This window comes from Lacrimispora brassicae (assembly GCF_054772055.1).
In genome coordinates this window covers 1-24,708 of sequence record NZ_BRYH01000015.1, presented here as the reverse complement: position 1 = coordinate 24,708, position 24,708 = coordinate 1, and the positions used below count along the sequence as shown (strand labels likewise).

Here is a 24,708-nt window from a genome sequence, read left to right as displayed (position 1 = left end):
CTTATAATGGACCTAGAGTATTTATAGAAGGAGGTTTCTTTCAATGGAACAGAAAACCGCAAAACTGGAATGGCTGGAGGATCCCCGGGTCTTCACGGTGAACCGGCTGGCTGCTCATTCCGATCACTGCTATTATGAGACAGAAGGGGAAGCTTTAAGGGGAGTCATGGGACTGCGCCAGTCCTTAAACGGCACTTGGAAATTTTCCTATGGGGAAAATCCCGGGGCTCGGAAAGAGCATTTCTACGAAAGAGATTTTAGCTTAGACAGCTTTGGCACCATAGAGGTTCCGGGACATATGGAGCTTCAGGGATACGGCGGCTGCCAGTATATCAATACCATGTACCCATGGGATGGCCTGGCTGACATCAGGCCACCCTATACTGACAGCCAGAATAATCCGGTGGGAAGCTATGTCAGAGAATTTCAACTGGAGGAGCCGCTAAAGGAAAAACGGCTGTTCCTGTCCTTTCAGGGAGTGGAAACGGCCTTTTATGTCTGGCTGAACGGGACCTTTATCGGGTATTCGGAAGATTCCTTTACACCCTCTGAGTTTGAGATCACCCATGCTGTTCTTTCAGGCTCCAACCGCCTTGCGGTGGAGGTGTATAAAAGAAGCAGCGCAAGCTGGATCGAAGATCAGGATTTCTTCCGGTTTTCCGGGATTTTCCGGGATGTGTATTTATATGCGGTTCCAAAATGCCATGTGGAGGACTTATTCATCCACGGAGATGTATCAGAGGATTACCGGGATGGCCTGTTCCGGGCGGAACTGACTCTTACCGGGGAAACCAGGGGAAAGGTCTGTGCCGTATTAAAGGACAGGGAAGGAGAGACGGCAGCATCCTGGGAATCCATTCCATCAGGAAAACAGGTGGAATTCTCCTGCCGCATTCCTAATGTCCGCTTATGGAGCGGGGAGGACCCTTACCGGTATGAGCTAACCATCACTGTATTTGATGAACAGGGAAATGTGAAGGAGATCATTCCTCAGAAGGTGGGCTTCCGCTGTTTTGAGTTGAAAGACCGTTTGATGTGTTTAAATGGAAAGAGAGTGGTGTTTCGGGGGATCAACCGTCATGAATTTAATGTGAGAAGAGGCCGTTCCATTACAAAAGAGGACATGATGTGGGACATCCGGTTTATGAAGCGCCACAATATCAATGCGGTCAGAACCTGCCATTATCCGGATCAGAGCTTATGGTATGAGCTTTGTGACGAATATGGGATCTATCTCATTGATGAGGCAAATTTAGAAAGCCATGGTTCCTGGCAGAAGATGGGAGCCTGTGAACCTTCCTGGAATGTACCCGGAAGCCTTCCGGAGTGGAAGGACTGCGTGGTGGATCGGGCACGGTCCATGGTGGAACGGGATAAAAATCATCCCAGTGTCCTGATCTGGTCCTGCGGCAATGAGTCCTATGCAGGAGAGGACATTCTGGCAATGTCGGAGTTTTTTAAGGAGAGGGACCCCTCCAGGCTGGTCCATTATGAGGGCGTATTCTGGAACCGGGAATTTGACCGGACCAGCGACATGGAAAGCCGGATGTATGCCAAGCCTTTGGATGTAGCGGAATATTTAGAGATGGATCCCGAGAAGCCGTTTATCCTATGTGAATATATGCACGCCATGGGCAATTCCCTTGGAGGCATGAAAAAATATACTGATCTGGAAGATAAGTATGACATGTACCAGGGCGGGTTTATCTGGGATTATATTGACCAGTCTCTGATGAAGAAGGATGCATACGGCATAGAGCATATGACCTATGGAGGGGACTTCGGCGACAGGCCCACGGATTACAACTTCTGCGGAAACGGGATTGTTTATGCAGACAGGACTGTTTCTCCAAAGGCTCAGGAGGTAAAATACCTGTATCAGGATATCCGCCTGATTCCTGACTTAAAAGGCGTGTCCATAGAAAATAGAAGGTTATTTACCGATACCTCTGATCTTGAGTTTGTGTATTCGGTTTTAAAGGACGGGGAACCAGTTTATGAAAAGAGCTTTTACACATCGGTAAAGCCTTTGGAAACTGGATACGAAGCCATTCCTATGCCGGATTTTACAGAGCCGGGAGAATATGTCCGCCAGGTTTCGGCTCTTCTTAAAAATGATACCTTATGGGCAGATTCCGGCTTTGAGATCGCCTTTGGTGAAGCTGTCACAGCGGTGGAAGGGCAGCAGGAATCATGGTGTGAAAAGCCTTTAAGGGTGATTCATGGAGATGTGAACATCGGAGTTACGGGAGATGGATTCCAGGTATTGTTTTCCAGACAGGAAGGCAGCATCGTTTCCCTGGTTTATGATGGAAAGGAATGGGTCAAAAGGCCGGTGATGCCTGTGTACTGGAGGGCAACGACGGATAATGATAAGGGAAATAAATTTTCCGTAACCAGCTCCGTGTGGTATGGGGCCGGCAGATTTCCTTATTACAGCAGTGAGAATTGTATGGTGGAAGAAAAGGAAGGAAGCATAAAGGTAACCTATACCTATGGTCTTTCCACGGTTCCCAGGGCCGAAACAATGGTCTCCTATGAAGTGGATGGAAACGGGGCCATTCACGTAAGGGCTGTATTTCGGGGGCAAAAGGGGCTGCCGGAACTTCCTGCTTTTGGCATGAGGCTCATCACACCGGAGGCAGCTAAAAAGTTTGTCTGGTATGGAAGAGGCCCGGAGGAAAATTACTGGGACAGGAATGAAGGGGCGAAGCTGGGAATCTTTGAGGATACGCCTGAAAACAACCTTTCCCGTTATCTGGTACCTCAGGAGTGCGGCAACAGGACCGGAGTCCGCTGGCTCAAAGTATCGGATGCAGCCGGCCATTCCATCGGTTTCCGCGCAGCCGGCCAGGCTTTTGATGCTTCCGTACTTCCCTATACGGCGGAGGAACTGGAATCTGCCACACATAGGGAAGAACTTCCGCTTCCAAGATATACGGTGGTGAATATTTTAGGCGCTATGAGAGGCGTAGGCGGAGATGACAGTTGGGGAGCACCGGTTTATCCGGAGTATTCCGTAAGTGGAGAAAAAGAGCTTATAACAGAATTTATTATTGAAAGAAGATCGTAAGTGAAAGCGGCAGATTGGCGGAGTGGAAAAACTCTTATGGTCTGCCGCTTTTTATGTTCCCTGGAGGGAAATCAGGAGCTGTTGATAAAAATAATCAGGAAATCGTCTCCCATTTTCACGAGTTTGTACTATAATAGGATTGAACCGGCAGAAGGCAGCTAACTGCAAAACAGATTGCAGAAAACAGATGGAAAGCCGAAAAACCGGAAGGAAAAGAATAGAGGAGGAAACGGGATGTCTACTGCAATTATTTGCGTAATTTTGATCATTATCTGCTATTTTGGATTGAGAAGCACCATAAAGAGGACAAAATATGGCTGTTGTGGAAGCGGCGGCGGTGAAGTGAAGAATATTAAGGTGACTGATAAAGATATTTCCCATTATCCTTATACCCGTACCTTGGAAGTAGAGGGTATGACCTGCAGTAATTGTAAAATGAGGGTGGAGAATGGGTTCAATGACCGGGAAGGGCTGTATGCTTCTGTGGATCTGAAGAAAAAACTGGCAGTGATCCATATGAAAAAGCAGGTACCGGAGGAGGAGCTGAAAGAGATCGTAAGAAAGGCAGGATACACCCCTGGGAATATGAAAGAAGTGCATTGATGGTTATTTTGCTAAAGAGATGCAGCGGGAATTTGTAAGAAATAGAACATGCTCGAAGGAAACGGCAGACAAAGGTGGTTTTGTTACAAGATCATGATTGTCTGTTGTTTTTTGTTGTTTATGAAACTGGCAGTTATTTGGAAAAATTAGATTGTTTTTCCCTTTCATACATGATAAGTTGATAGCATATAGGAGGAGCATGATGATAAAAATTACTTTTTATGATTCCGTAGAGGATCATTTGCTGGATTTTGCAGTCATTGTTTCCCGGTACCGGAATCAATGGATATTTTGCAAGCACAGGGACCGAAATACCTTGGAATTTCCGGGAGGGCACCGGGAAAAGGGTGAGGATATTGTGGCTGCCGCCAGACGGGAGCTTTATGAGGAGACAGGAGCCGCAGAATATACCCTGAAACAGATCTGTGCATATTCGGTTCAGGATCTTGACGAAAAAGAGGGGGATTCAAAGGAATCATTTGGCATGCTGTTTTACAGCCAGGTCAAAGAACTGGGAGAAATGCCTCCCGGCTATGAGATGGAAATGATACGGCTGTATGATGAGATGCCGGATTCCCTGACATATCCAGAGATTCTGCCGGCATTGATGGATAAGGTTATCCGCTCTGTTTTCTAATGACCGGAAGGAAATGCTGATTGATGGCGGGGAGGAAGCTGTACAGTTCGGATTATGCCACTGGTGTCTCAAAGGACATACCCACCGCCTGGTCAATAACAGGGGGGGATGATTTGATTTTCTTTGGGGGTGTTCCTTAACAGTGACATACTGTTGTCGTATTATGTGTGATACAATAAATCATAAAATTGAAAGGGGACATATTATTATGCCTAATGCAGTTTGGTTTATATCTTATAAACTTATAGAAGGAGCATCTGTACCAGATTTCCTACTTGCGTCAGAAAAGACGCATAATGAGGTTTTATCTAAGAAAAAGGGCTTTATTTCTTGGAAGGTACTTGTTGATGGCGATACGTGGGTCGACTTAGTAACTTGGGAAACATTGGATGACGCCCAAAATGCTGAGAACGATGATGGTGATACGAATCCTATCGCTCAAAAGTTTTATTCTTTCATAGACCCCAATAGCCTTAAAAGTCAGTTCTATTCTGTTGAAAAAAGCTACTAATTTGGCTAAATAAATAGATAGAGTTTATGTTTGCAAACGGGGGTGGGAATAAAATGGCGACTGAGCTAAACAGTGAGATAGTAAAAGAATATGGACGAAATATGGGAGCAAGTGTAGTTGGCATAGCTGCTTCAAAAGATTTCGTTTTAGCGCCGGACGGGTTTAAACCCACAGATGTACTCCCGGAATGCTATTCCGTCATCGTTTTGGGTGCCGCATTTCCACAGGAAGTCTTAAACAATACAGCCCAATATACAGCAAGCCGTAATGCAATGCTTACAAAAATGACTGACATGGCAAAAAAAGTGGCAAAACGAATTAAGGCCGATGGTTATAAGTCAAAAGCTATCAGCGCTTCGGGCGGTAAATGGGTGGATGGTGATGGGAGAAAAGAGCAATTCGGATACATTTCTCTGAAACACGCTGCAGAACTCGCGGGGCTTGGTGTTATCGGCAAAAATTATTTGCTTACAAATCCCGAGTATGGCAATCTTCTTTGGCTTAGTGCTGTTCTTACCAATGCCAACCTGATTCCAGATCAAAAAGCTCAATATACCATTTGTGATAGCTGTAACAAATGCGTTGAAACCTGCCCTTCGGGAGCATTGGATGACCTCGCTTCGTTCGATAAAAAAGGATGCTCCAAATTTTTTGTAATAGTAGACAGAAAATTTGAAATCAAGTGTTTTTCGTGCCGCACGGTATGCCCCTATCGTTTTGGTATTAACTTAGATAATGAATAGTATAAGCGTTTTTAACAGTTATACATTGTGAACTATTGTTATATTTGGGATGGTATTATACCGGAAAAAAGGAGGGAAACTATGATGGAAATTATACCCTCACAAGAGGAAATGACATCACTGATGGGAGAAACATTATCTGAATCATGGAAAAGCCTTTGTAAAAGAATTGAAGAGAAGTATGACATGGAATGCCAGTGGAACAGCGGCGGCAAGGCGTGGAAATATGAGTACAAATACCGCAGAAGCGGGAAAACCCTTTGCGCTTTGTATGCCAGAGAAGTCTGCTTTGGATTTCTGGTGATTCTGGGAAAGGCAGAACGGGAAGCCTTTGAACAGGAACGGGAAGACTATACCCCGGAGGTCCAAAAGGCATACGATGAATCAACCACCTATCATGACGGAAAATGGGTGATGTTTATCATAAAGGATCAATCGTTGTTTGATGACATGATGCGGCTTTTAAGGATAAAAAGAAGGCCAAATAAAAAGTAATTAAAAAAGGGAGGAGATGTATGAGGTATCATTGGATTGATGAATATTTGAAATCAATGAAGGGGGTATCCAGTGATTTCAAGGAGGAATGGAATTGGACAAGATATCTTCTTGGCGATAAGATGTTTGTTGCGGTGTGCAGGGATGATCAGGGCAGGGAGCAGTTGATCACATTAAAGCTGGAGCCGGCAGAAGGAGAGTTTTTAAGGCAGCAATATGAGGATATCTTACCAGGCTATTATATGAACAAGGTTCATTGGAATTCCATAAAAGCAGATGGGAACGTGCCGGATGATCTGGTAAAGGACCTGCTGGAAAAGTCCTATTATCTGGTTTTGACCGGGCTGACAAAAAAGAAACAAAAAGAATTGCTGGGAGAAAATATTTTGGAAAAGGCTTAAGCCATGAGCATAAAGCTTTAAATAAAATAATTCGTAAAGAGGAAGAGATCGAAACGGCAAAAGGTTTGTTTTTAGACCTGCCATGGAAAGGGCTGGAAAATAAAAACGATTAATTGCTTGACAAAAAAAAGAATTGGCAGTATTCTAGTAATTGTACACTAAATACCAATAATTCTAAGAAAGGAGGCAGATTCGATGAAACGTAACTATTATACCACTGGAATAAATGGAATAGCGAAATTATTTTATATGAATTCAGTCTGCCTCAGGAAGATAGAATCTCATGATAATATTGTCATGGGATAAGTGACGGCTCTAATCAGGAGCTGCTTCTATGAGTTTTTAACCGCAGTCTGGATGAACTGCGGTTATTTTTTTGATATTTACCGAAAAAGGCCGCTCTATGCTGTCTTTTTCGGTTTTTTTTTACATAAACGGGCAGTTTGCCCATTCATGCTTGCAACAGGTAAAGGAGGAAAAGTATGAAAAATCTATGGAAGTATGGAAAGAAGTACAGTTTTCTGTATGTCTTGGCACTTGTGGCCATGGTTGTCAGCATCCTTTTGGATGCAGCGGCTCCCCAGATCACAAAGTATATTATTGATGATGTCATTGTTGGGGGACAGATGGAGATTCTCATGAGGCTGCTTTTAGGGCTTTTGGGAATTGGACTTGGAAGAGGGGTGCTTCAATACACAAAGGAGTATATTTTTGACTATGCAGCATCAGGGATCGGATGCAGTTTGAGGAAGGATTTATTTGACCATATCCAGACCTTGTCCATGGGATATTTTGACAACCATAACACAGGGGAGCTGATGGCCAGGATCAAGGATGATGCAGAACGCATCTGGAATGCCTTCGGATTTGTAGGAATGCTGATTTTGGAATGTTCTATTCACACGGTCATCGTGATCGTCTGTATGTTCCGGTTAAGCCCCAGTCTTACCTTGATTCCGCTGATGATCCTCCCTCTGATCGCCTGGTATGCGGTCAAAATGGAAAACGGACTGGGAGAGGTTTATGATAAGATCAGCGAGCAGACCGCTGAATTGAATACGGTGGCCCAGGAGAACCTGGCAGGGGTCCGGACGGTAAAGGCCTTTGCAAGAGAAGATTATGAAATTGAAAAATTCAGGAAGCACAACAAACGGTATTATGATCTGAATATGAAACAGGCCAGACTCATCGTCCGCTACCAGCCCAACATCTCTTTTTTATCAAAGGTGCTTTTAATGGCGGTCATTGTTGTGGGAGGTATTCTGGTCATTAACGATAAGATGACCTTAGGAGATTTGGGAGCATTTTCCGAGTATGCCAATAACATAATCTGGCCCATGGAAATGGTTGGCTGGCTCAGCAACGACATTGCAGCCGCTGTGGCCTCCAACAAGAAGATCAAAAAAATCATGGAAGAGCAGCCGGTCATCTGCAATCCTGAAAACCCGGTGCAGCCGGAAATGATCCAGGGGGATCTGACCTTCAGCCATGTGGACTTTGAGCTGGATGGGAAAAGTATTTTAAGGGGCATTGATTTTACCGTAACAAAGGGGAAGACACTGGGCATCATGGGTGTGACCGGTTCCGGAAAAAGCTCCATTGTCAATTTGATCGAGCGTTTCTATGACGCAACAAAGGGAGAGATCCTTTTAGACGGGATCAATGTAAAGGATCTGCCTTTATCCCTTCTCAGAGGGCAGGTATCGGTGGTCATGCAGGATGTATTCCTCTTTTCAGACAGCATTACGGAAAACATTAAGACAGGAAATAAAGATGCTACAGAATGGGAAGGCGTGCAGCAGGCGTCCATTACGGCAGGAGCTCACGGTTTTATCCAGAAGCTTACAGAGCAGTATGATACGGTAATCGGGGAGCGGGGAGTCGGCCTTTCCGGGGGACAGAAGCAGAGGATCAGCATTGCCAGAGCCATTGCGAAAAGAACACCTCTTTTGATCCTTGATGACTCCACCTCGGCTCTTGACATGGAGACGGAGAAGGAGATCGAGACCCAGCTTACAGAGCTGAAGGACAGCTCGAAAATCATTATCGCTCACCGCATTTCAGCGGTGCGCCGTGCCGATGAGATCCTGATTCTGGATGGTGGACGGATCGTGGAACGGGGGACCCATGAGGAGCTTATGGAAAAGCGGGGGCAATATTATAAAACCTATCAGGTACAATATGGAGAGGAGGAGATAAAATGGCAGTCAATTCAAGCAGAATAGATGAAGATCAGAAGGAAGTATTCAAGAAGGATACCCTGCTTCGTCTGTACCGGTATTTACTGGATTTTAAAAAGCAGATCGTCATGGTTCTATTTATCATGGCAGGAACCATAGCCATCAGCATGTCGGCGCCCCTTATGATGGAATATGCCATCAATACCTGCGTAGCTCAGAAGGATATGGCCGGTCTTATATGGCTGGGTTCCGGGGCAACGGTGCTGTTTCTTCTGTTTCTTGCCGGCACTAAAATGCGAATGCGCCTTATGGCAGATGTATCCAACCGGGTGCTTTTAAATATCAGGGAAGAGCTTTATGAGCACATTCAGACCCTGGGATTTGGATTTTTTGACAGCCGGCCTACGGGAAAGGTGCTTGCAAGGATTATCGGAGATGTGAATTCATTAAAAGACGTGCTGTCAGACAGCGTGACCCAGTTGATACCGGACTTACTTACGGTCACCTGTGTGGCGGTCATTATGCTGATAAAGAACTATCGCCTGGCAATGGCGGCATTGCTGACCCTTCCCATATTGGCGGTGGGCATGTTTTTGATCGAAACGACTGTTCATAGAAGGTGGCAGATTTACCGGAAAAAGACATCAAATTTAAACGCTTATGTTCATGAAGATTTATCCGGCATCAGGATCATACAGAGCTTTGCTGCGGAGCCGGAGACAAAAGAGGTATTTCATGATCTGGTAAACCAGCATTATAAATCCTTTCTCGATGCGGTCATTGTGGCGGACGGCTTCGGCCCCCTGGTAGACATCACCTGGGGACTGGGTGGCTTCCTGCTGTATTTCATCGGAATCAGGATCGTTGGAGTAGAGAAAATCGGAATCGGTACATTTCTTGCGTTCTCCACCTACATCGCCATGTTTTGGAGCCCTATCCGGAACCTGGCCAACTTTTACAATAAGCTGACCACCAACATTTCGGCTGCGGAACGTATTTTTGATATCATTGATACGGAAGCGGAAATCACGGATCAGGAAGGAGCTGTGCCATTGCCTGAGCTTAAGGGAGAGGTGGTCTTTGAACATGTGTCCTTTGCTTACGGGGATGAGCCAGACCGTCTGATCCTGGATGATGTGAATTTTTCCGTTAATCCGGGAGAGACCATCGCCCTGGTAGGACCTACGGGCGCGGGGAAAACTACTATCGTGAACCTGATCAGCCGTTTTTATGAAACCACCGCAGGAAAGGTTCTCATTGACGGCCATGAAATCAAAGAGGTGACCTTAAAAAGCTTAAGAAGCCAGATGGGGATCATGACTCAGGACAATTTCCTGTTCTCAGGGACCATACGGGATAACATCAAATACGGACGTTTGGAGGCATCTGAGGCTGAGGTCACAGAAGCGGCCAAAGCAGTCAATGCCCATGAATTTATTATGAAGCTGGAAAACGGATACGATACGGTGATCAGTGAGAGGGGATCAGGACTCTCCATCGGCCAGAGGCAGCTTCTGGCCTTTGCCAGGACCATGGTGTCAAGGCCTGGGATTTTGATCCTTGATGAGGCTACCTCCAGCATTGATACCCACACCGAGCTTCTGGTGCAGAAGGGGATCGATGTTCTTTTACAGGGCAGAACTTCCTTTGTCATTGCCCACCGCCTTTCTACGATCCGCAAGGCGGACCGCATTTTTGTCATTGATCAGGGAAATATCATGGAGTCAGGAAGCCATAAAGAGCTGATGGAGCAGAAGGGCGCCTACTATAAACTATACCAAAGCCAGTTCTCCTAGTTTGGAAAAAGGATTGACCGGGCAGGAGAAATGCAATAGAATAGAAGGCGAGGTGATAAAAGATGACAGAAGGAGCATTGGTTTTAGAAGGGGGGTCCCTAAGGGGCGTATTTACGGCCGGAGTTTTGGATGTGTTCATGGAGCAGGGGATCGAAATGTCCTATGTAAATGGGGTGTCGGCCGGTTCCATGTGCGGCATGAGCTATGTGAGCAAACAGATCGGCCGGACCATTAAAGTGGATTTGGATTATGTCAATGACAAACGGTTTTTAAGCTTTCGGAATATGGTAAAAAACCGCTCTATTTTTAATTTTGATTTCCTGTTTGGGGAATTGGGCGATACGCTGGTTCCCTTTGATTATGATACTTTTTGGAAATCCAGGCAGACCTTTGAGGTGGTTGCCACCCGGTGTAAGACAGGAAAACCGGAATATTTTGAAAAGAGTTCCTGTGATGATTTTGTCAGTGCGGTAAAGGCTTCCAGCAGTATTCCTATTTTATCCGGCATGATCCCTGTAAAAGGGAAAAAATATCTGGATGGAGGCTGTTCCATGCCCGTTGCATACCAGAGAGCCATTGATTTGGGATATGATAAGATCGTTGTGGTCCTCACCAGAGAGCACGGGTTTCGGAAGTCTCAGCTTGACAAATGGACGAAAAGAGGGTATGAGCGCTATTTTGCCCCTCTGCCTGAGTTTATGAAGGCCTTAAAGGAGGTCCCGGACCGGTATAACCGGATGCAGGATGAGATCGACAGGTTAGAAGAAGAGGGGAAAATCTATGTCATCCGTCCGGATAAGCACGTTACGGTACAGAGGACGGAAAAGGATAAGCGGAAGCTGGAGGCTCTTTACGAGGCTGGACGGCGTCTGGCGGAAGAACATATGGGAAAGCTGAAAGAGTATCTGGAGATCGAAGAGTAAGGAAATGCCATGGAGGCATGCCTTTATGTCCTGGAAAAACAGGTAATAAAGCGAAAATACCTTACAGGTATACCTTTATGCCCTGAAAAACGGGCAATAAAGCGGAAAGGAAAATACGGTATAGTCTATGAGTATTTACGATACATTAAATCCAATGCAAAAGGAAGCGGTACTCCATACGGAGGGACCGCTTCTTGTGCTGGCAGGAGCAGGGTCAGGGAAAACCAGGGTCCTTACACACCGCATTGCTTATTTAATCGAAGAGAAAAGCATCAATCCATGGAATATCCTGGCCATCACTTTTACCAATAAAGCGGCGGGTGAGATGCGGGAACGTGTAGACCGTCTGGTGGGCTTTGGTGCGGACAGCATCTGGGTTTCCACCTTTCATTCATCCTGTGTCCGCATTCTCAGGCGGCACATTGAGAACCTTGGTTATACGACGAATTTCACCATATATGATTCCGATGACCAGAAAACTCTGATGCGCCATGTATTAAAGGGCCTTGATATGGATCCCAAGGTCTATAAGGACCGGGCCATGCTGGGATTTATTTCAACAGCAAAGAATGAGCTTGTGACTGTTGAGGAATTTGAACTGAATGGGGTTGGTGATTTCAGACAGAAAAAAGTGGCGCAGATTTACAAGGAATATCAGAGCCAGTTAAAGAAGAACAATGCCCTGGACTTTGATGATCTGATCATGAAAACCGTGCAACTGTTCCAGAATAATCCGGAAATCCTGGATTATTATCAGGAACGTTTTAAATACATCATGGTGGATGAGTATCAGGATACCAATACGGCCCAGTTTAAGCTTATAAGCCTGCTGTCAGGAAAATACAGGAACCTCTGTGTGGTGGGAGATGACGACCAGTCCATTTATAAATTCCGCGGCGCCAACGTTGAAAATATCCTAAACTTTGAAAAGGCTTATCCAGGTGCAAAGGTGATTAAACTGGAGCAGAATTACCGGTCCAGCCAGAGCATTTTAAATGCAGCCAATGAAGTGATCCGCCATAACCGGGGACGAAAGGACAAAACCCTGTGGACCGCCAATGAAGAGGGCCCCCTGGTGCAGTTTAAGCAGTTTGAAAATGCTTCTGAAGAAGCGGATTCCATTGTCCGGGACATTTTAAACCCCTCTTCTGATTACCAGGACTGTGCTGTGCTTTACAGGACTAACGCCCAGTCCCGTCTGATTGAAGAAAAGTGCCTTCAGCACAATGTTCCATACCGCATGGTTGGAGGCGTGAATTTCTATCAGAGGAAGGAAATCAAGGATATTCTGTCCTATTTAAAGACCATTGCCAATGGAAGGGATGACTTATCCGCTTTAAGAATCATCAATGTGCCAAAGCGTGGGATCGGAGCGACCAGTATGGGTAGAGTACAGGCCTTTGCTTCCGAACATGGATTTGCTGTTTATGATGCTTTTGGCCGGGCAAAAGCTGTACCGGGACTTGGAAAAGCGGCAGAGAAGATCCTTAAATTTACAGAGCTGATCGAAGATTTCCGGAGAAGGCTTGAAGAAGAGACGTATTCCATCCATGAACTGATCGAAGATATTTTAGATGAAACCGGCTACCAGAAGGAGCTGGAGGCAGAAGGAGAGATCGAGTATCAGACCCGTCTGGAAAATATAGAAGAGCTGATCAATAAGGCGGTAAGCTTTGAAGGGGAGCATGAACAGCCCAACCTGAACGAATTTCTGGAAGAGGTGGCCTTGGTGGCTGATGTGGACCGAATGGATGATTCGGAAAACAGGGTGACCCTTATGACCCTGCACAGCGCCAAGGGGCTTGAGTTTCCAAGGGTGTATTTAAGTGGAATGGAAGACGGGTTATTCCCAAGCATGATGTCCATTTCTTCGGATGACAAGGAGGATGTGGAGGAAGAGCGGCGGCTTTGCTATGTGGGAATCACCAGAGCCCAGAACTTCCTGATGATGACGGCAGCAAGGCAGCGTATGGTCAATGGAGAAACCAGGTATTCCAAGGTCAGCCGTTTCATCGATGAGATTCCTGGTGAACTTTTGGATTCAAGTAAGCTGGAATCAAGGCTGTCTGCTTCCCGGACCCCTGATTATGATGACAGCGGCCTGCCATGGGGAAAAGCAAAGCCAACAGGCAGAACAGCAGGTGTCAGCAGCTTTGGGCCTGGGAACAATTCATATGCGTCTAAAACGGCAGCACCTGTATCAACACCTGGCTTTGGCAAAGCATTTACCGTAGAAAAGGCGTCTTCTTTAAATTACAAAGAAGGTGACCGGGTCAGCCATATGAAATTCGGTGAGGGCCAGGTATTGGAGATCAAGGACGGAGGAAGGGATTTTGAAGTCACAGTCCGGTTTGATCAGGCTGGCGTCAAAAAAATGTTTGCTTCTTTTGCAAAACTGAAGCCGGTACGTGTTTGACTTAAAAATACATAATTTATTAAAAAAAAGCAAAAATGATAGTAAAAGAATCAATATAATGGTATAATAACTGCGACAGGCAGAGAGACTAAAACTTAGCCGGAAGATATGAAAGAAATGCCTTACAGGCATACCTTTATGCCCTAAAGGGATGGCAGAAAAAAGCAGGGCTCTCAGAAAGGACGTGGAGACATGAACAAATTTGATGCAATGAGTAAAGAAGCTATGAGCAGGCTGGAAGATTTTATGAACTCAAGCAAAATGAATGAATTGCTTCATAAAAAGGAGCAGGAAGAGAAGAAGAAAAACTGTATCCTCTGGATACTGGCTATTATTGGTGCAGTGGCAGCGGTAGCAGGAATTGCATATACCGTATACCGTTTCTTCACCCCGGACTATTTGGAAGATTTCGAAGATGATTTTGATGATGATTTCGACGATGATTTCTTTGAAGACGACAAACCGGGCGAAGGTTCTGAAGAGTAGGATCGGCATTATAAAAGAGAGAGCGTGCCTCAGACAGTGAGACACGCTTTTTTGCTCGATTGGAAGAAGTTAGATACTTAGGAGCAATGCGGGGGATTTGACCCTTACAGCATTTGCCGGTTGCAGGAATTCAAGCTTTCTGGTTCTTGCACATGGGCTGCAGAAATAAGGATAGAAGAGGAGTACTCATAGTGAAAAAGGGTGAGATATACGAAGGAACAATTGGAAGATTTGAATTTCCGGACAAAGGGATCATTGAGCTTCCGGAAGGGAAAATTGGAGTAAAGCATGCGCTTCCCGGCCAGAAGGTGCGGGTTATGATAAATAAAAAAAGAGGAGGGCGCTGTGAGGGACGGATCCTTGAGGTGCTGGAGCATTCAAGCCTGGAATCGGCAGAAGATCCATGTCGCCATTTTGGAAGCTGCGGAGGCTGTGTTTATCAGACCATCCCATATGAGGAGCAGCTTAAGATCAAGGAGCAGCAGGTAAAGGCCCTCTTAGACGGAGTCTGTAAGGACTATGAATTTGAAGGGATATTGCCAAGCCCCGCAGAGGCTGAATACCGGAATAAAATGGAGTTCTCCTTTGGTGATGAATATAAGGACGGCCCTCTGGCCTTGGGAATGCATAAGAGGGGAAGCTTTTATGATGTGGTGACTACGACGGAATGCAGGATCGTCAATCCGGATTTCTGCCATATCTTAAAGGCGGCAAAGGAGTATTTTGAAAAATTAGGAACCGGTTTTTATAAAAAGATGCAGCATACGGGCTATCTGCGTCATCTTCTGGTGCGACGGGCCGTAAAGACCGGTGAGATTTTGGTGGCATTGGTTACGACGACCCAGGAAGACGTGGATTTGAAACCTTTTACAGAAATACTTCTGGAACTGCCCTTAAATGGAAGGATCGTAGGGATTCTTCATATTTTAAATGACAGCCTGGCGGATGTGGTTAAAAGCGACCGGACTGATATTTTATATGGGCAGGATTTCTTTTATGAGGAGCTGTTAGGAATGAAATTTAAAATTTCCCCGTTTTCCTTTTTCCAGACCAATTCCCTTGGTGCGGAAGTCCTGTATGAAACGGTGAGAGGATATGTGGGAGACACAAAGGATAAGGTGGTATTCGATTTGTACAGCGGAACCGGTACCATTGCCCAGATGATCGCTCCAGTGGCCAAAAAAGTGGTGGGCGTGGAAATTGTGAAAGAGGCCGTGGAAGCTGCAAGGGAGAATACAAGGCTGAATGGACTTGAGAATTGTGAATTTATTGACGGGGATGTTCTTAAGGTTATTGATGAATTGAAGGATAAACCTGATTTGATTATATTGGATCCGCCGAGAGATGGGATTCATCCAAAGGCGCTGGGGAAGATTATTGATTTTGGTGTGGACAGGCTGGTGTATGTTTCCTGTAAGCCTACCAGCTTGGTGAGGGATCTGGTGGTTCTTCAGGAGAGAGGGTATCAGGTGGAGAAGGTTTGTTGTGTGGATATGTTTCCTTCGACGGCGAATTGTGAAGTTTGTGTCGAATTAAGTCGAAAATAGATTATGGATATTTAAGGCGTGAATAGTTATGTTCACGCCTTTATTGCATTGGCAGTGTATAATTACGAATATATATACCCTTTCTCAAATAAACATCGAAAAATTTAAGTATGCTATAATAAACAAAATGGAGTAAAGGGATTCGTGAAAGGGAAAGTGTTTATTACGGTGCGATGAAATCGCTGTTCCGGAGGACTGGGAATCAGTAGTCCGGAACAGGAAATCATATATTGCTTAGTTATTTACGAGCTTACTTACTCAAAGACTGGTCCAGTTCGTATACCTCCCTCATAGATTTGCAATTAGCAGGATCCGTGGGAATGATATTGATTTTATAGGCATCGTGTTTAATTCGATCCAGGATTGCTTCCGCCAGAGGGCTTTCATCACCTTCAAGCTGGTCAAACCAGCTGCTCTGATCATACTGTGAGAGAAAATAGCTGCTGATTTACGGAGACGTCTGTGAAGCAGCTCAAGGATATCCTGCTGTTCGGATTCTGTTGGTTTCAAACATTTTTGCAGGGGCAGAAAAGAAATCTGCCCCTGCATATTTAAAACATAAATTATTCGGAATGCCTTCCAAAAAAGTCAAGGGACCTTTTCTCTTGAAACTTAGTATTATAAATATCGGAGTATTCGAGAAGCACTGTTATTTTTGAAAGCTCTCCTCTGATTAAAGTTTTTATTTCATCATTTTCTGGCTGAAGCTCTAATAGTATTAATTTCCCTCCAACTGGAATTGTCCACCCATCAACAGACTCAGTAAAGGTACTCCATAATTGATTTATTTCTGGTATCATAGATATTAAAGTAGATGACTCTCTTGAATCACTTTTGAACACTAATTTTTTAATTGTCAAAGGTCCTGTTCCAACATTTTCGATTTTTACAGCGATTTGATTTTCATAATCATTAAACTTAATTGCGGATATAGGCTTTACACTGTTTTTATTATGTCTCAGTTGAAACATGCTGAATATGACTGTGAAAGCCATTGACACAATACTGATAATTACAGCACAAATTGAAGTTATAGCTATCAAACCGTCACTGCTGATATTTAGTAAACTAAAATTATTCATAGATGAATTCTCCTTTGCTGAAATTAAGCTATAAACACAGAATCCACTTCCGTCAGGATTTTGTGTAAGAAATGAGAGTTTTGCATTTATCTGCATGGTCTTATTGTAAGCTTTCCCTTGAACATCGAAATATGAAATTGTTAAGTAAATCGGCGGAATTTCATTTGTTCTAATGTACATTTCTTTAATTAATTCATGGTAGCAAAGTGGAAAGGTTAAAGTGTTAAACTCTTGTGTAGAATTTAGCATAAAATCAACTTGACTCTTGATAGGTGACCAACTACCTTGTTCTATTGCAGGGGTCTTTATATGAACCATGTTACCTTCAAGAGATATATCTATATTATCATATGAATTTAAAACATTCATAAATTGTTTTACATTTTGCTCAGTGTTCCATGTGAAAGTAATATCTTTTGCTGTTCCAACACCGATATTATAAATTTTTAATTGAGGAAGAATATTTAATTGGGTGTTTTCTTCATTTATCATTTTTGAAACAATATCCTTTGTTTCGTCACTTATATTAATAGGCAATCCATTTTCATCCCAAGCAATTGCAACTTCTGTATTGCCTAAAGAAATATCGGGTAAATAAGTTGCGTTTCTAGCTGCTTGCATCTCAAATAAAGTAAACAAAACTAAAAATGTTGAAATTATTGAAATTGCAACTTGAATAGTAGCATTTTTAAATTCAAAACTTTTCTTTTTAAAAGGGTTTTGTTCTTTACAATATTCATTAAATGCAATATTCACCACATCAACAGTAGTTTTTAATTCTTCCGCAACCTGCTGATTGGTTAATTGTCCCTCTTGTATTTTTTTTAGATAGTAATCACTCGTATGTCTAAATATTTTCATGATTCATACTCCCCATCTTTAAATAACAACTTTAATAACAATTAAAAAATATCATATAGTTTCTTCCAAAATTCACTCCAACCCATAACAACTGACATTACAGCACTTATTAAACCCACAAAAGTAACTACAAAATTTAAAAGTTTTACAAGCCAACTATGCTTTGCTTTCCGAGTCCTTTCATCGGAGATGAATCCAAACCAATTAAGAAGCAAGATAGGTAACGAAACAACGAATTTCATGCCACCAGAAAAACAAGAAAAAGGGTTAAATAAATTCTTTCTTATGGAGTTATCAATTTCACTTAATGTGCCCAGGTGGCGTATGAACATATCATCACAATCACCTGCGGATTGATTATATCTGTTCATAATAATAATATTATCTTGCTCGCTGAGTATATTTCGAATCTCTGGCAAAAAGTTTACAAGCAATTGATAATTACTTGTACTAAAGCCTTTCAGATTATCAGTAACATGAGCGTATATTCCGTCAGAACCAAGCTCGTATTGCATTGAGTTTACATCCGATGTCAATTCATAGTATAGCTGTTGATTAAAATTTTTGTCAGAAATAATACCATTCAATAGACTAATGAATTTATTTCGATAGTTATTAGTGAATTCAATCTTCTTTCTTATATCATTTAACTCGATAAGTTTCATTATAAAGCCTAAGATTATTATTCCTATTACAATAAAAACAGGAATTAATTTATCCATAATACTTGTCCTCCTACAGAGTCAATTGCTTCCATCTAGCGGAGCAGTTGATTTTTTATATATTATACAGTATTTTACACACACTTTCCACCAGTAAAGTGTGAACAGAAAGGAGGTTAAAAAGTGCAGAGAACAAAGATGCAGGAAAGTCAGGTGAATCCATTGATGGACGTCCTGCATTTAAGAAAATGCTATCTGACATAAAAAAGGATTGGAAATAGACTATGTATTAGTTTATAAACTTTCCCGTTTTGGAAGGAATGCAGCAGACATGCGACATATACTAGAACATGCTTAATGAGCTTGGGAGCCAAAGGAATCAGACGATGCTGACATTTCTCCACCAGTCAATGCACCTAGATGAGCATATTTACAACTTCCAATTTTGATGGTTTAGGCTTACATACTATAGGTTTATTTGAGGACATAAATAAGCTATTAAGATGCGAATCGCAAGTAGTAGAATAACATTTCTGTATACAAAAAGCATATGAGAGAAAAAATCTGCTATGTTTCAGATGTCCCACTGAAAACAGGTGGGATATCTCCAGTTAAGAGAACTCAAGGCCCATTCAAAAGTTGTGGCGATTGCCCATACCCTTCCCCTGGATTCATTTGCCACAGATCTGAGGGTAACTGTCTCAGAACCGAAAAGCAGAAAATTCATCGAAAAAACAGAGTGGAGGTAAGATAATGGTAGAAATAAAGCTGAGGAAACTTGGTGCCCCTTTTAATTGTACTGCAACCATTACATTCCCTGCTTCTGAACCAGACTTACAAGAAGAGATGGATAGACTTGGTATTACAACTGAAAAACAGTGTCTTGTTGAAGCGGTGCATAATGACATGGTAGGATTGCAGGCATTGATAGGAACACTGGTCAATGCTGATGAAATTCAATTCCTTACTAAGAGAATGGATAGTTTTGATAAAAATGAACTAAAAACCTTTTATGCAGTAGCAGAACATGAAAAGATGGCTGAGATGTAAGACCTTTGGATTGTATAAGTGGTGATGTTGCTTCAACTCATATATTCATGGTGGTCAGTGAATAGCGTTGTCCATTGATATATGCATCCTAGATTTTGGGATAAGCAATCGTTTGAATGCTTACTTCACAACATCGCTGCACTATCAAAATATTCAAGACTTTAAGATATGCCAGTTGCATATTATGTTTATAATAGTATGTAGAAATGAATTTAGATATATGATTAATTAAAGTTTTTCCAAAGTGAAGCGAATGAGGCTTACTATTCAATGTCAACGTAATTTTGCCGTTTATTGAAGGCTTCTTGACTGACACTGGGTTTTACAAGGTTTTACTAATAGACCCACTTCAGTGCCGGGGCGATTGAGAAAATTAAGTAGAAGGAAGACTGGTATTGGTTACAGATCTAGTGGAATTAATTGGACTGTTAAGGACCATATTTTTTATAAAGCATATTAAGACGGTTGATTATAGAAACAAAGTCAAGGATAAAAATAGTTTAGAGGAAAATAGCAAGAAAGATTTGAATATTATAAAATTTAAATAAGGAAGTGTGAGATTTTGAAAGGTGAATTGTTTGTTCTGAGGCATAAGAATAAGAAATAGAAATATATTAGTGGAAAAAAGTACTAAAATATAGTATAGTTACTATCATAAGTATTTACTTTTTTGATGAAAAATAAAAAGAATATATAGAAAGAAGTGAAGATAAAATGATATATATCTATGATGTAATTATAATTGGCGCGGGTCCGGCAGGGTTAGCTGCAGGCACTATTCTGAAAGATTGTGGAATGCACTATGTAATATTGGAAAAAGGTAAAAATTTACCAGAGAGGGATGCTCAAAATCCCTGTGATATCTCTTCAGGAGTAGGGGGGTGTGGGTTATTTTCTGATGGTAAATTATCCTTTGCGCCTTCTGCTAGTAGTTTATGGACAAAGCTGAACAAAATGAAGTTAATAAAAGCATATAGCATATTTAAAAAAGAGTTGGAGAGCTTAGGAATAAGCGTTCCCTCGTGGGAGGACTCTTGGACATTGCCAGTTAATCGAGCCAGTGATGTTAAGAAATATAATTCTATTGTTTTAAATAATTTCATGAGAACTAGGCTATTGAATTTTTTTTATGAAAAAAATTTAGATAATTTATTATCTAATAAGGATGCAGAAACAATAGAGAAAGTAGGAAAATATTATGAAATAAAAACAAGTGCAAATGAAACTTATTGTGCAAGAAAAATAATACTTGCTACCGGACGGTTTGGAAATAAAATTTTAAAAGAAGCTGTCGTATCCGATGGAAATAGTTGGATGGAAAAAATAGAACTGGGTATAAGGCTTGAGACACCTACAGTGCATTTTAAACCCTATAAGGCAAAGACAGCAGATTATAAAGTCATTAAAAATGAAAAAAAATATGAATTTCGTACATTTTGTTCATGCAAAAGTGGAGTAGTTGTGCAAACGAAATTTGATAATTACGTTTCTTTTAATGGTGCCCAAACACAGTTTAAAACAGAAAAATCAAATATTGGACTTTTAATCCGTAGTGTGGAATCAACATCCGAATATGAAATTGAAATGAAAGAGTATTTAGAACAACCTCATAAACCTTTTAAAGTGCAATTGAAAAAATTTTTAGAAGAAAAAAATAATATTCTTATCGGTAAAAGAATCGACCAACTTTTAAGAGATCAGATAGGAACAATTGTTGAAAAGAAAGATGCATATAGTTTAAGTGACAGCTATGTTTACGGACCAGAGATTGAATATGTGGGTGATTATATAAAAGTAGAAACAGACGATTTAAGTGTTAACAAAAATATATATATTGTAGGTGATGTTAATGGTGGATTTAGAGGGTTAACTGCGGCAATGATATCAGGCCTTTTTTGTGCTAATGAATTAACAGATCAGTTAATGAAGAATATTAATAAAAATATTTCTCAGTTGGGGATTAAAGCGAGTAATATAAATGGTATGAAACAAATTTTTACAGCACAATCTAAGAATTATTTTTATTGTAAAGATGTAATTTGTCAATATGTTTTAAATAAAGGAATGTTACCGATTAACCCCTTTATGATATTTGGATATTTTTTAAATGATAGAGTAGAACGTGATTTAATACGTCAAGGAAACAATCAGTTAATTCAAAAGTGCGATGAGTTATGGGTATTTGGCCCTATTGCGGATGGTGTCCTATTTGAAATTGCACTAGCGAAACAAACTGGAAAACCAGTACGTTATTTTAAATTGGGGACACGGGAAAGCGAAATAAATGAGATAGATCCCAATGATATAAATAGTATTGTTTTTGAACCAGAAGTGCATTCTAAACAAATAAAAAAGAATGATTTGATGGCGTTTATTCAAAATAAAAATATCGAAGATGGTCAATTGAGTCTTTTCGATATGTATACTAAGGATGATAACGATGACTTCTGATATATATTATCATTTTTTTGATCGGGAATTAAGGGAAACATTAAATGCTGCATTAACAGACAGGTTATTGGTGGAAATAATTGAAGCCTCACTTTTTATGACAGAGGGGTTATTTTATCTACCTATCTCCAATATGTTTGAAAGTGGAGAAAGATTTCCGAAGGCGTTAGAACTTATAAATAAAATGGATGCATTGGGGTTAATTTATCCAGCTTCATCTCATCCATCACGAGAACGGTTTTTATTAAGCCGGCAGGAGTTGTATCGCCATGATAAAGAACGATATCCAATGTATTTTGGAGATGACGTAAATATATGGAGCGATAATATTATTATTCTTGATGGTTCAACAACGAAGATTTTAAAAGAAAATTTTATAACAGACGAAGTGAACGTGCAGGAAATTATAGAATCAGACAGAAAAGTAATTAGAAAATTTATAAAGCAAGCTGTTGATGAGGAAGAAAAGGCAATTACATATGCATTATTTTGCCCAGAAAGACTGTCTACCGAATTAAATAATCAGCAGACTAAAGTGGCCATGTCCTATATAAGAAAAAAAATTTCAGAGAACTATATAGGACGTTACTTAAAAGCAAAGCAAGGGACGATTATTACGGGAATACAATCTCTTCAAAGATTTGATTATTTATCAAATCAGCCATTTATGACGGATTTTAGGATATATAAAAAAATGTTTCAGAAATGTGGAGTAAACCTTTTGTCTTCAAACATTGACACATTATTGTTAGAAATTAGAAATGACTTTATAGATTTCCATGCACTATACTCAATTATTTCATCGATAATAAAGGCTGTTACCGAGTGCACTGAAGGGATTCAAGTAGGAAGAGAAAAAAGATTACTCGATTTATTAGAATCAAACTATGTTAGTACGCCAGTTTTTACGAAAGGTGATTTATATCGGAATTTTGTTTTGTATAGAGACAGCTTGTGCAGAAGTAATAAAGAGATTAAGGAGAAATTAGAAACGATGAAAGAAAAATCTTTAGTATTGGTAGCGGTAACTAAAACTGAAATGAAAGCAATTGAAAGGGCAATTACTACATATTTTCCTAAGTGCTTTTTGCAAGAAAGAGTGGAACCTGGATTAGTATATCGTGAATTAATTGGGAGTAAAAAACCATTTTATGTGGTCCAATCTCAAATGGGGGCTGTAGGAAGTGGAGCAATGAATAATACAATACATGTGGTTTGTGAAGTGCTAAATCCAGAAAAAATTATATTGGGTGGGATTGCTTTTGGTGCTAATAATAAGAAGCAAAACATTGGTGATATATTAGTGTCTAAGCAAATTTGGAACTATGAATCTGCTAAGGTTACAAATGAGGTAATTATTGACCGAGGAGACAAAATATCGGCTTCGAGTTATTTGTTGCAATTATTTAATTCAACGGCAATTAATTATGAGAAGGCAGATGTACGTTTTGGTGTAATAGCATCGGGGGAAAAGTTAGTAAATTCTAAAGAATTGATACAAGATTTGAGAAATAGAGAACCTGAATTTATAGGTGGTGATATGGAAGCCGCTGGTCTGGTCTCTGTATGTCAGGACAAAAGGGTCGATTGGATTGTAGTTAAGGCTATTTGTGATTGGGGATTTAATAAAAAAGATACAGAACAAGTGAAAGCAGCAGAAAATGCATTTGATTTTATAATGTACAATGTAAGTAAGTTAATATAGTATTTTAGAAGATGAAGTGATTAAAGACACAATTGCATATAAAATTCAGATGTGTTTGCAAAATTAAAAAACGAGGAAATTAAAATATCAAAGCAATCAATCAGATTTTTGACACTACTTAATTGGAGACTTTCTCAATTATGCACATGCACAGTAAAAAAGTGTGGCCAAACCTCAAATAGCATATTTTTGATATGTTTAATTATGGAAGATAAGACAAACTGTTTTGTATGATATGTTTTTCATGTATGAGGACTCAGAGAGGAGAAAATCATGAAAAAGCCATTTCGGGTAAAATGGTTTCTCTTTGAAAATGCAAATTATGAGACGATCCGTCGGTTCATTTTGAAAGACTATTTTCTTCCTCTGTTAGTACCCGGCCAATATACAGAAATAAAAAGTGTCAATAAATAAGTGGGTAGTGTTATATGCTTAAGTTTCTGCCTGTTTCAAGCTGTAATAAAACCATGGGTTAATGAATTGGTGACAATAAAATTGTAGGATTAAAAATGACAAAAACCATTTGGGGGAGTGCAATCAAAGAAATAATAGTAGGAGAAAGGAATGGTATAGCGATTAAGTTTGGTATAGCGATGATAGTAGAAGTGCCTTTATACTAACAATTAAAAAATTGTTCAGAATAAAGCTTTTAAATCACAACACATTTGAAAGTTTTATTGCACACGATTTTTGCTTGTTAGCAAAATTGTGGCAATGATATTGACGTGTATCTGCATTATGGACTAACTTGGTGGCAGCCAATCAAAGTCTCTTTTTAATGGATTTTGAGAGGGTAATTTAAGAAATATGAGCTACCACCAAGGGGGCACCAGGTGCTGTGGTCATCAGAATTACAACAACAAGGAATTGTGAAGTTTGTGTCAAATTATGTCGAAAGTAATATTGAATTACTTGTGGATTTTTTATTCGCCGATAGTAGAAAACAAGGGACAGGGATAATACTCTGTGCCTTGTTTTATTGTGCGCCTTGCGGCGCACGTTTCTAATGGGTGAAAGTCCCTAGTCCGCCCTAGTAGTGGGAAGGATACAGCCAAGACCAAGGGTGTCCACCGTGAGGTGGAATCT

The 24,708-nt window shown here is 41.1% G+C and carries 19 protein-coding genes and 1 pseudogene; 18 read left to right on the top strand and 2 right to left on the bottom strand.

Annotated features, from left to right (window positions below):
• The first annotated feature begins 43 nt into the window (after positions 1 to 43).
• From lacZ to rlmD, 13 genes are all read left to right on the top strand, one after another.
• Positions 44 to 3,073, top strand: a complete 3,030-nt coding sequence (gene lacZ, locus ACYVD3_RS09130) for a beta-galactosidase, LacZ type (protein ID WP_460642204.1) — start codon at positions 44 to 46, stop codon at positions 3,071 to 3,073.
• Between the two features lie 234 nt (positions 3,074 to 3,307).
• Complete coding sequence (locus ACYVD3_RS09125) at positions 3,308 to 3,676, top strand: heavy-metal-associated domain-containing protein (RefSeq protein ID WP_460642203.1); 369 nt, start codon at positions 3,308 to 3,310, stop codon at positions 3,674 to 3,676.
• A gap of 199 nt (positions 3,677 to 3,875) precedes the next feature.
• Positions 3,876 to 4,313: an NUDIX hydrolase gene (locus ACYVD3_RS09120; RefSeq protein WP_460642202.1), complete on the top strand. Its 438-nt coding sequence runs from the start codon at positions 3,876 to 3,878 to the stop codon at positions 4,311 to 4,313.
• A 208-nt stretch (positions 4,314 to 4,521) separates the two neighbouring features.
• Positions 4,522 to 4,824: a hypothetical protein gene (locus ACYVD3_RS09115; RefSeq protein WP_460642201.1), complete on the top strand. Its 303-nt coding sequence runs from the start codon at positions 4,522 to 4,524 to the stop codon at positions 4,822 to 4,824.
• Positions 4,825 to 4,877: 53 nt separating this feature from the next.
• Positions 4,878 to 5,567, top strand: a complete 690-nt coding sequence (locus tag ACYVD3_RS09110) for a hypothetical protein (protein ID WP_460642200.1) — start codon at positions 4,878 to 4,880, stop codon at positions 5,565 to 5,567.
• Between the two features lie 81 nt (positions 5,568 to 5,648).
• Complete coding sequence (locus ACYVD3_RS09105) at positions 5,649 to 6,062, top strand: DUF3788 domain-containing protein (RefSeq protein WP_460642199.1); 414 nt, start codon at positions 5,649 to 5,651, stop codon at positions 6,060 to 6,062.
• Between the two features lie 20 nt (positions 6,063 to 6,082).
• Positions 6,083 to 6,463 carry an MmcQ/YjbR family DNA-binding protein gene (locus ACYVD3_RS09100; protein WP_460642198.1) on the top strand — a complete coding sequence of 127 codons (381 nt, stop codon included), beginning with the start codon at positions 6,083 to 6,085 and terminating at the stop codon, positions 6,461 to 6,463.
• A 482-nt stretch (positions 6,464 to 6,945) separates the two neighbouring features.
• Positions 6,946 to 8,688, top strand: coding sequence for an ABC transporter ATP-binding protein (locus tag ACYVD3_RS09095; protein ID WP_460642197.1), 1,743 nt, complete (start codon positions 6,946 to 6,948; stop codon positions 8,686 to 8,688).
• Positions 8,664 to 10,439 (top strand): ABC transporter ATP-binding protein, encoded by a 1,776-nt coding sequence (locus ACYVD3_RS09090; RefSeq protein ID WP_460642196.1) that lies wholly within the window; start codon positions 8,664 to 8,666, stop codon positions 10,437 to 10,439. The genes ACYVD3_RS09095 and ACYVD3_RS09090 overlap by 25 nt, the downstream gene beginning before the upstream one ends.
• Before the next feature lie 62 nt (positions 10,440 to 10,501).
• Positions 10,502 to 11,362 carry a patatin-like phospholipase family protein gene (locus ACYVD3_RS09085; protein WP_460642195.1) on the top strand — a complete coding sequence of 287 codons (861 nt, stop codon included), beginning with the start codon at positions 10,502 to 10,504 and terminating at the stop codon, positions 11,360 to 11,362.
• 127 nt (positions 11,363 to 11,489) lie between these two features.
• Positions 11,490 to 13,778, top strand: a complete 2,289-nt coding sequence (gene pcrA, locus ACYVD3_RS09080) for a DNA helicase PcrA (protein ID WP_460642194.1) — start codon at positions 11,490 to 11,492, stop codon at positions 13,776 to 13,778.
• Positions 13,779 to 13,970: 192 nt separating this feature from the next.
• On the top strand, positions 13,971 to 14,264 hold the full coding sequence (locus tag ACYVD3_RS09075) for a DUF4366 domain-containing protein (RefSeq protein ID WP_460642193.1): 294 nt from the start codon (positions 13,971 to 13,973) through the stop codon (positions 14,262 to 14,264).
• 191 nt (positions 14,265 to 14,455) lie between these two features.
• Positions 14,456 to 15,811 (top strand): 23S rRNA (uracil(1939)-C(5))-methyltransferase RlmD, encoded by a 1,356-nt coding sequence (gene rlmD, locus ACYVD3_RS09070; protein ID WP_460642192.1) that lies wholly within the window; start codon positions 14,456 to 14,458, stop codon positions 15,809 to 15,811.
• Positions 15,812 to 16,374: 563 nt separating this feature from the next.
• Here rlmD and ACYVD3_RS09065 read toward each other — a convergent pair.
• Complete coding sequence (locus tag ACYVD3_RS09065) at positions 16,375 to 17,754, bottom strand: hypothetical protein (protein ID WP_460642191.1); 1,380 nt, start codon at positions 17,752 to 17,754, stop codon at positions 16,375 to 16,377.
• 41 nt (positions 17,755 to 17,795) lie between these two features.
• The gene (locus tag ACYVD3_RS09060) at positions 17,796 to 18,476 is read right to left on the bottom strand and encodes a hypothetical protein (RefSeq protein ID WP_460642190.1); all 681 of its coding nucleotides are present in this window, start codon (positions 18,474 to 18,476) and stop codon (positions 17,796 to 17,798) included.
• Between the two features lie 134 nt (positions 18,477 to 18,610).
• Between ACYVD3_RS09060 and ACYVD3_RS09055 the strand changes: the two are divergent.
• From ACYVD3_RS09055 to ACYVD3_RS09035, 5 genes and pseudogenes are all read left to right on the top strand, one after another.
• A pseudogene (locus ACYVD3_RS09055) lies at positions 18,611 to 18,765 on the top strand (recombinase family protein); the annotation flags it as partial.
• Positions 18,766 to 19,169: 404 nt separating this feature from the next.
• The gene (locus tag ACYVD3_RS09050; RefSeq protein WP_460642189.1) at positions 19,170 to 19,466 is read left to right on the top strand and encodes a hypothetical protein; all 297 of its coding nucleotides are present in this window, start codon (positions 19,170 to 19,172) and stop codon (positions 19,464 to 19,466) included.
• A 714-nt stretch (positions 19,467 to 20,180) separates the two neighbouring features.
• Positions 20,181 to 21,917, top strand: a complete 1,737-nt coding sequence (locus tag ACYVD3_RS09045) for a DUF7768 domain-containing protein (RefSeq protein ID WP_460642188.1) — start codon at positions 20,181 to 20,183, stop codon at positions 21,915 to 21,917.
• Entirely contained in the window at positions 21,907 to 23,622 is a 1,716-nt protein-coding gene (locus ACYVD3_RS09040) for a 5'-methylthioadenosine/S-adenosylhomocysteine nucleosidase family protein (RefSeq protein ID WP_460642187.1), read from the top strand. The genes ACYVD3_RS09045 and ACYVD3_RS09040 overlap by 11 nt, the downstream gene beginning before the upstream one ends.
• Positions 23,623 to 23,895: 273 nt before the next feature.
• Positions 23,896 to 24,036, top strand: a complete 141-nt coding sequence (locus ACYVD3_RS09035; RefSeq protein WP_460642186.1) for a hypothetical protein — start codon at positions 23,896 to 23,898, stop codon at positions 24,034 to 24,036.
• The last annotated feature ends 672 nt before the right edge of the window (positions 24,037 to 24,708 follow it).

What these genes read in the sequence shown, in the direction of transcription:
- ACYVD3_RS09100 (WP_460642198.1), top strand. Translation starts at nt 6,083, where the DNA reads ATGAGGTATCATTGGATTGATGAATATTTGAAATCAATGAAGGGGGTA.
- ACYVD3_RS09060 (WP_460642190.1), bottom strand. Translation starts at nt 18,476, where the DNA reads ATGGATAAATTAATTCCTGTTTTTATTGTAATAGGAATAATAATCTTA.
- lacZ (WP_460642204.1), top strand. Translation starts at nt 44, where the DNA reads ATGGAACAGAAAACCGCAAAACTGGAATGGCTGGAGGATCCCCGGGTC.
- ACYVD3_RS09045 (WP_460642188.1), top strand. Translation starts at nt 20,181, where the DNA reads ATGATATATATCTATGATGTAATTATAATTGGCGCGGGTCCGGCAGGG.
- ACYVD3_RS09085 (WP_460642195.1), top strand. Translation starts at nt 10,502, where the DNA reads ATGACAGAAGGAGCATTGGTTTTAGAAGGGGGGTCCCTAAGGGGCGTA.
- ACYVD3_RS09040 (WP_460642187.1), top strand. Translation starts at nt 21,907, where the DNA reads ATGACTTCTGATATATATTATCATTTTTTTGATCGGGAATTAAGGGAA.
- ACYVD3_RS09095 (WP_460642197.1), top strand. Translation starts at nt 6,946, where the DNA reads ATGAAAAATCTATGGAAGTATGGAAAGAAGTACAGTTTTCTGTATGTC.
- ACYVD3_RS09035 (WP_460642186.1), top strand. Translation starts at nt 23,896, where the DNA reads ATGAAAAAGCCATTTCGGGTAAAATGGTTTCTCTTTGAAAATGCAAAT.
- ACYVD3_RS09110 (WP_460642200.1), top strand. Translation starts at nt 4,878, where the DNA reads ATGGCGACTGAGCTAAACAGTGAGATAGTAAAAGAATATGGACGAAAT.
- ACYVD3_RS09115 (WP_460642201.1), top strand. Translation starts at nt 4,522, where the DNA reads ATGCCTAATGCAGTTTGGTTTATATCTTATAAACTTATAGAAGGAGCA.
- ACYVD3_RS09090 (WP_460642196.1), top strand. Translation starts at nt 8,664, where the DNA reads ATGGCAGTCAATTCAAGCAGAATAGATGAAGATCAGAAGGAAGTATTC.
- ACYVD3_RS09075 (WP_460642193.1), top strand. Translation starts at nt 13,971, where the DNA reads ATGAACAAATTTGATGCAATGAGTAAAGAAGCTATGAGCAGGCTGGAA.
- pcrA (WP_460642194.1), top strand. Translation starts at nt 11,490, where the DNA reads ATGAGTATTTACGATACATTAAATCCAATGCAAAAGGAAGCGGTACTC.
- ACYVD3_RS09065 (WP_460642191.1), bottom strand. Translation starts at nt 17,754, where the DNA reads ATGAAAATATTTAGACATACGAGTGATTACTATCTAAAAAAAATACAA.
- ACYVD3_RS09105 (WP_460642199.1), top strand. Translation starts at nt 5,649, where the DNA reads ATGATGGAAATTATACCCTCACAAGAGGAAATGACATCACTGATGGGA.
- ACYVD3_RS09050 (WP_460642189.1), top strand. Translation starts at nt 19,170, where the DNA reads ATGGTAGAAATAAAGCTGAGGAAACTTGGTGCCCCTTTTAATTGTACT.
- ACYVD3_RS09125 (WP_460642203.1), top strand. Translation starts at nt 3,308, where the DNA reads ATGTCTACTGCAATTATTTGCGTAATTTTGATCATTATCTGCTATTTT.
- ACYVD3_RS09120 (WP_460642202.1), top strand. Translation starts at nt 3,876, where the DNA reads ATGATGATAAAAATTACTTTTTATGATTCCGTAGAGGATCATTTGCTG.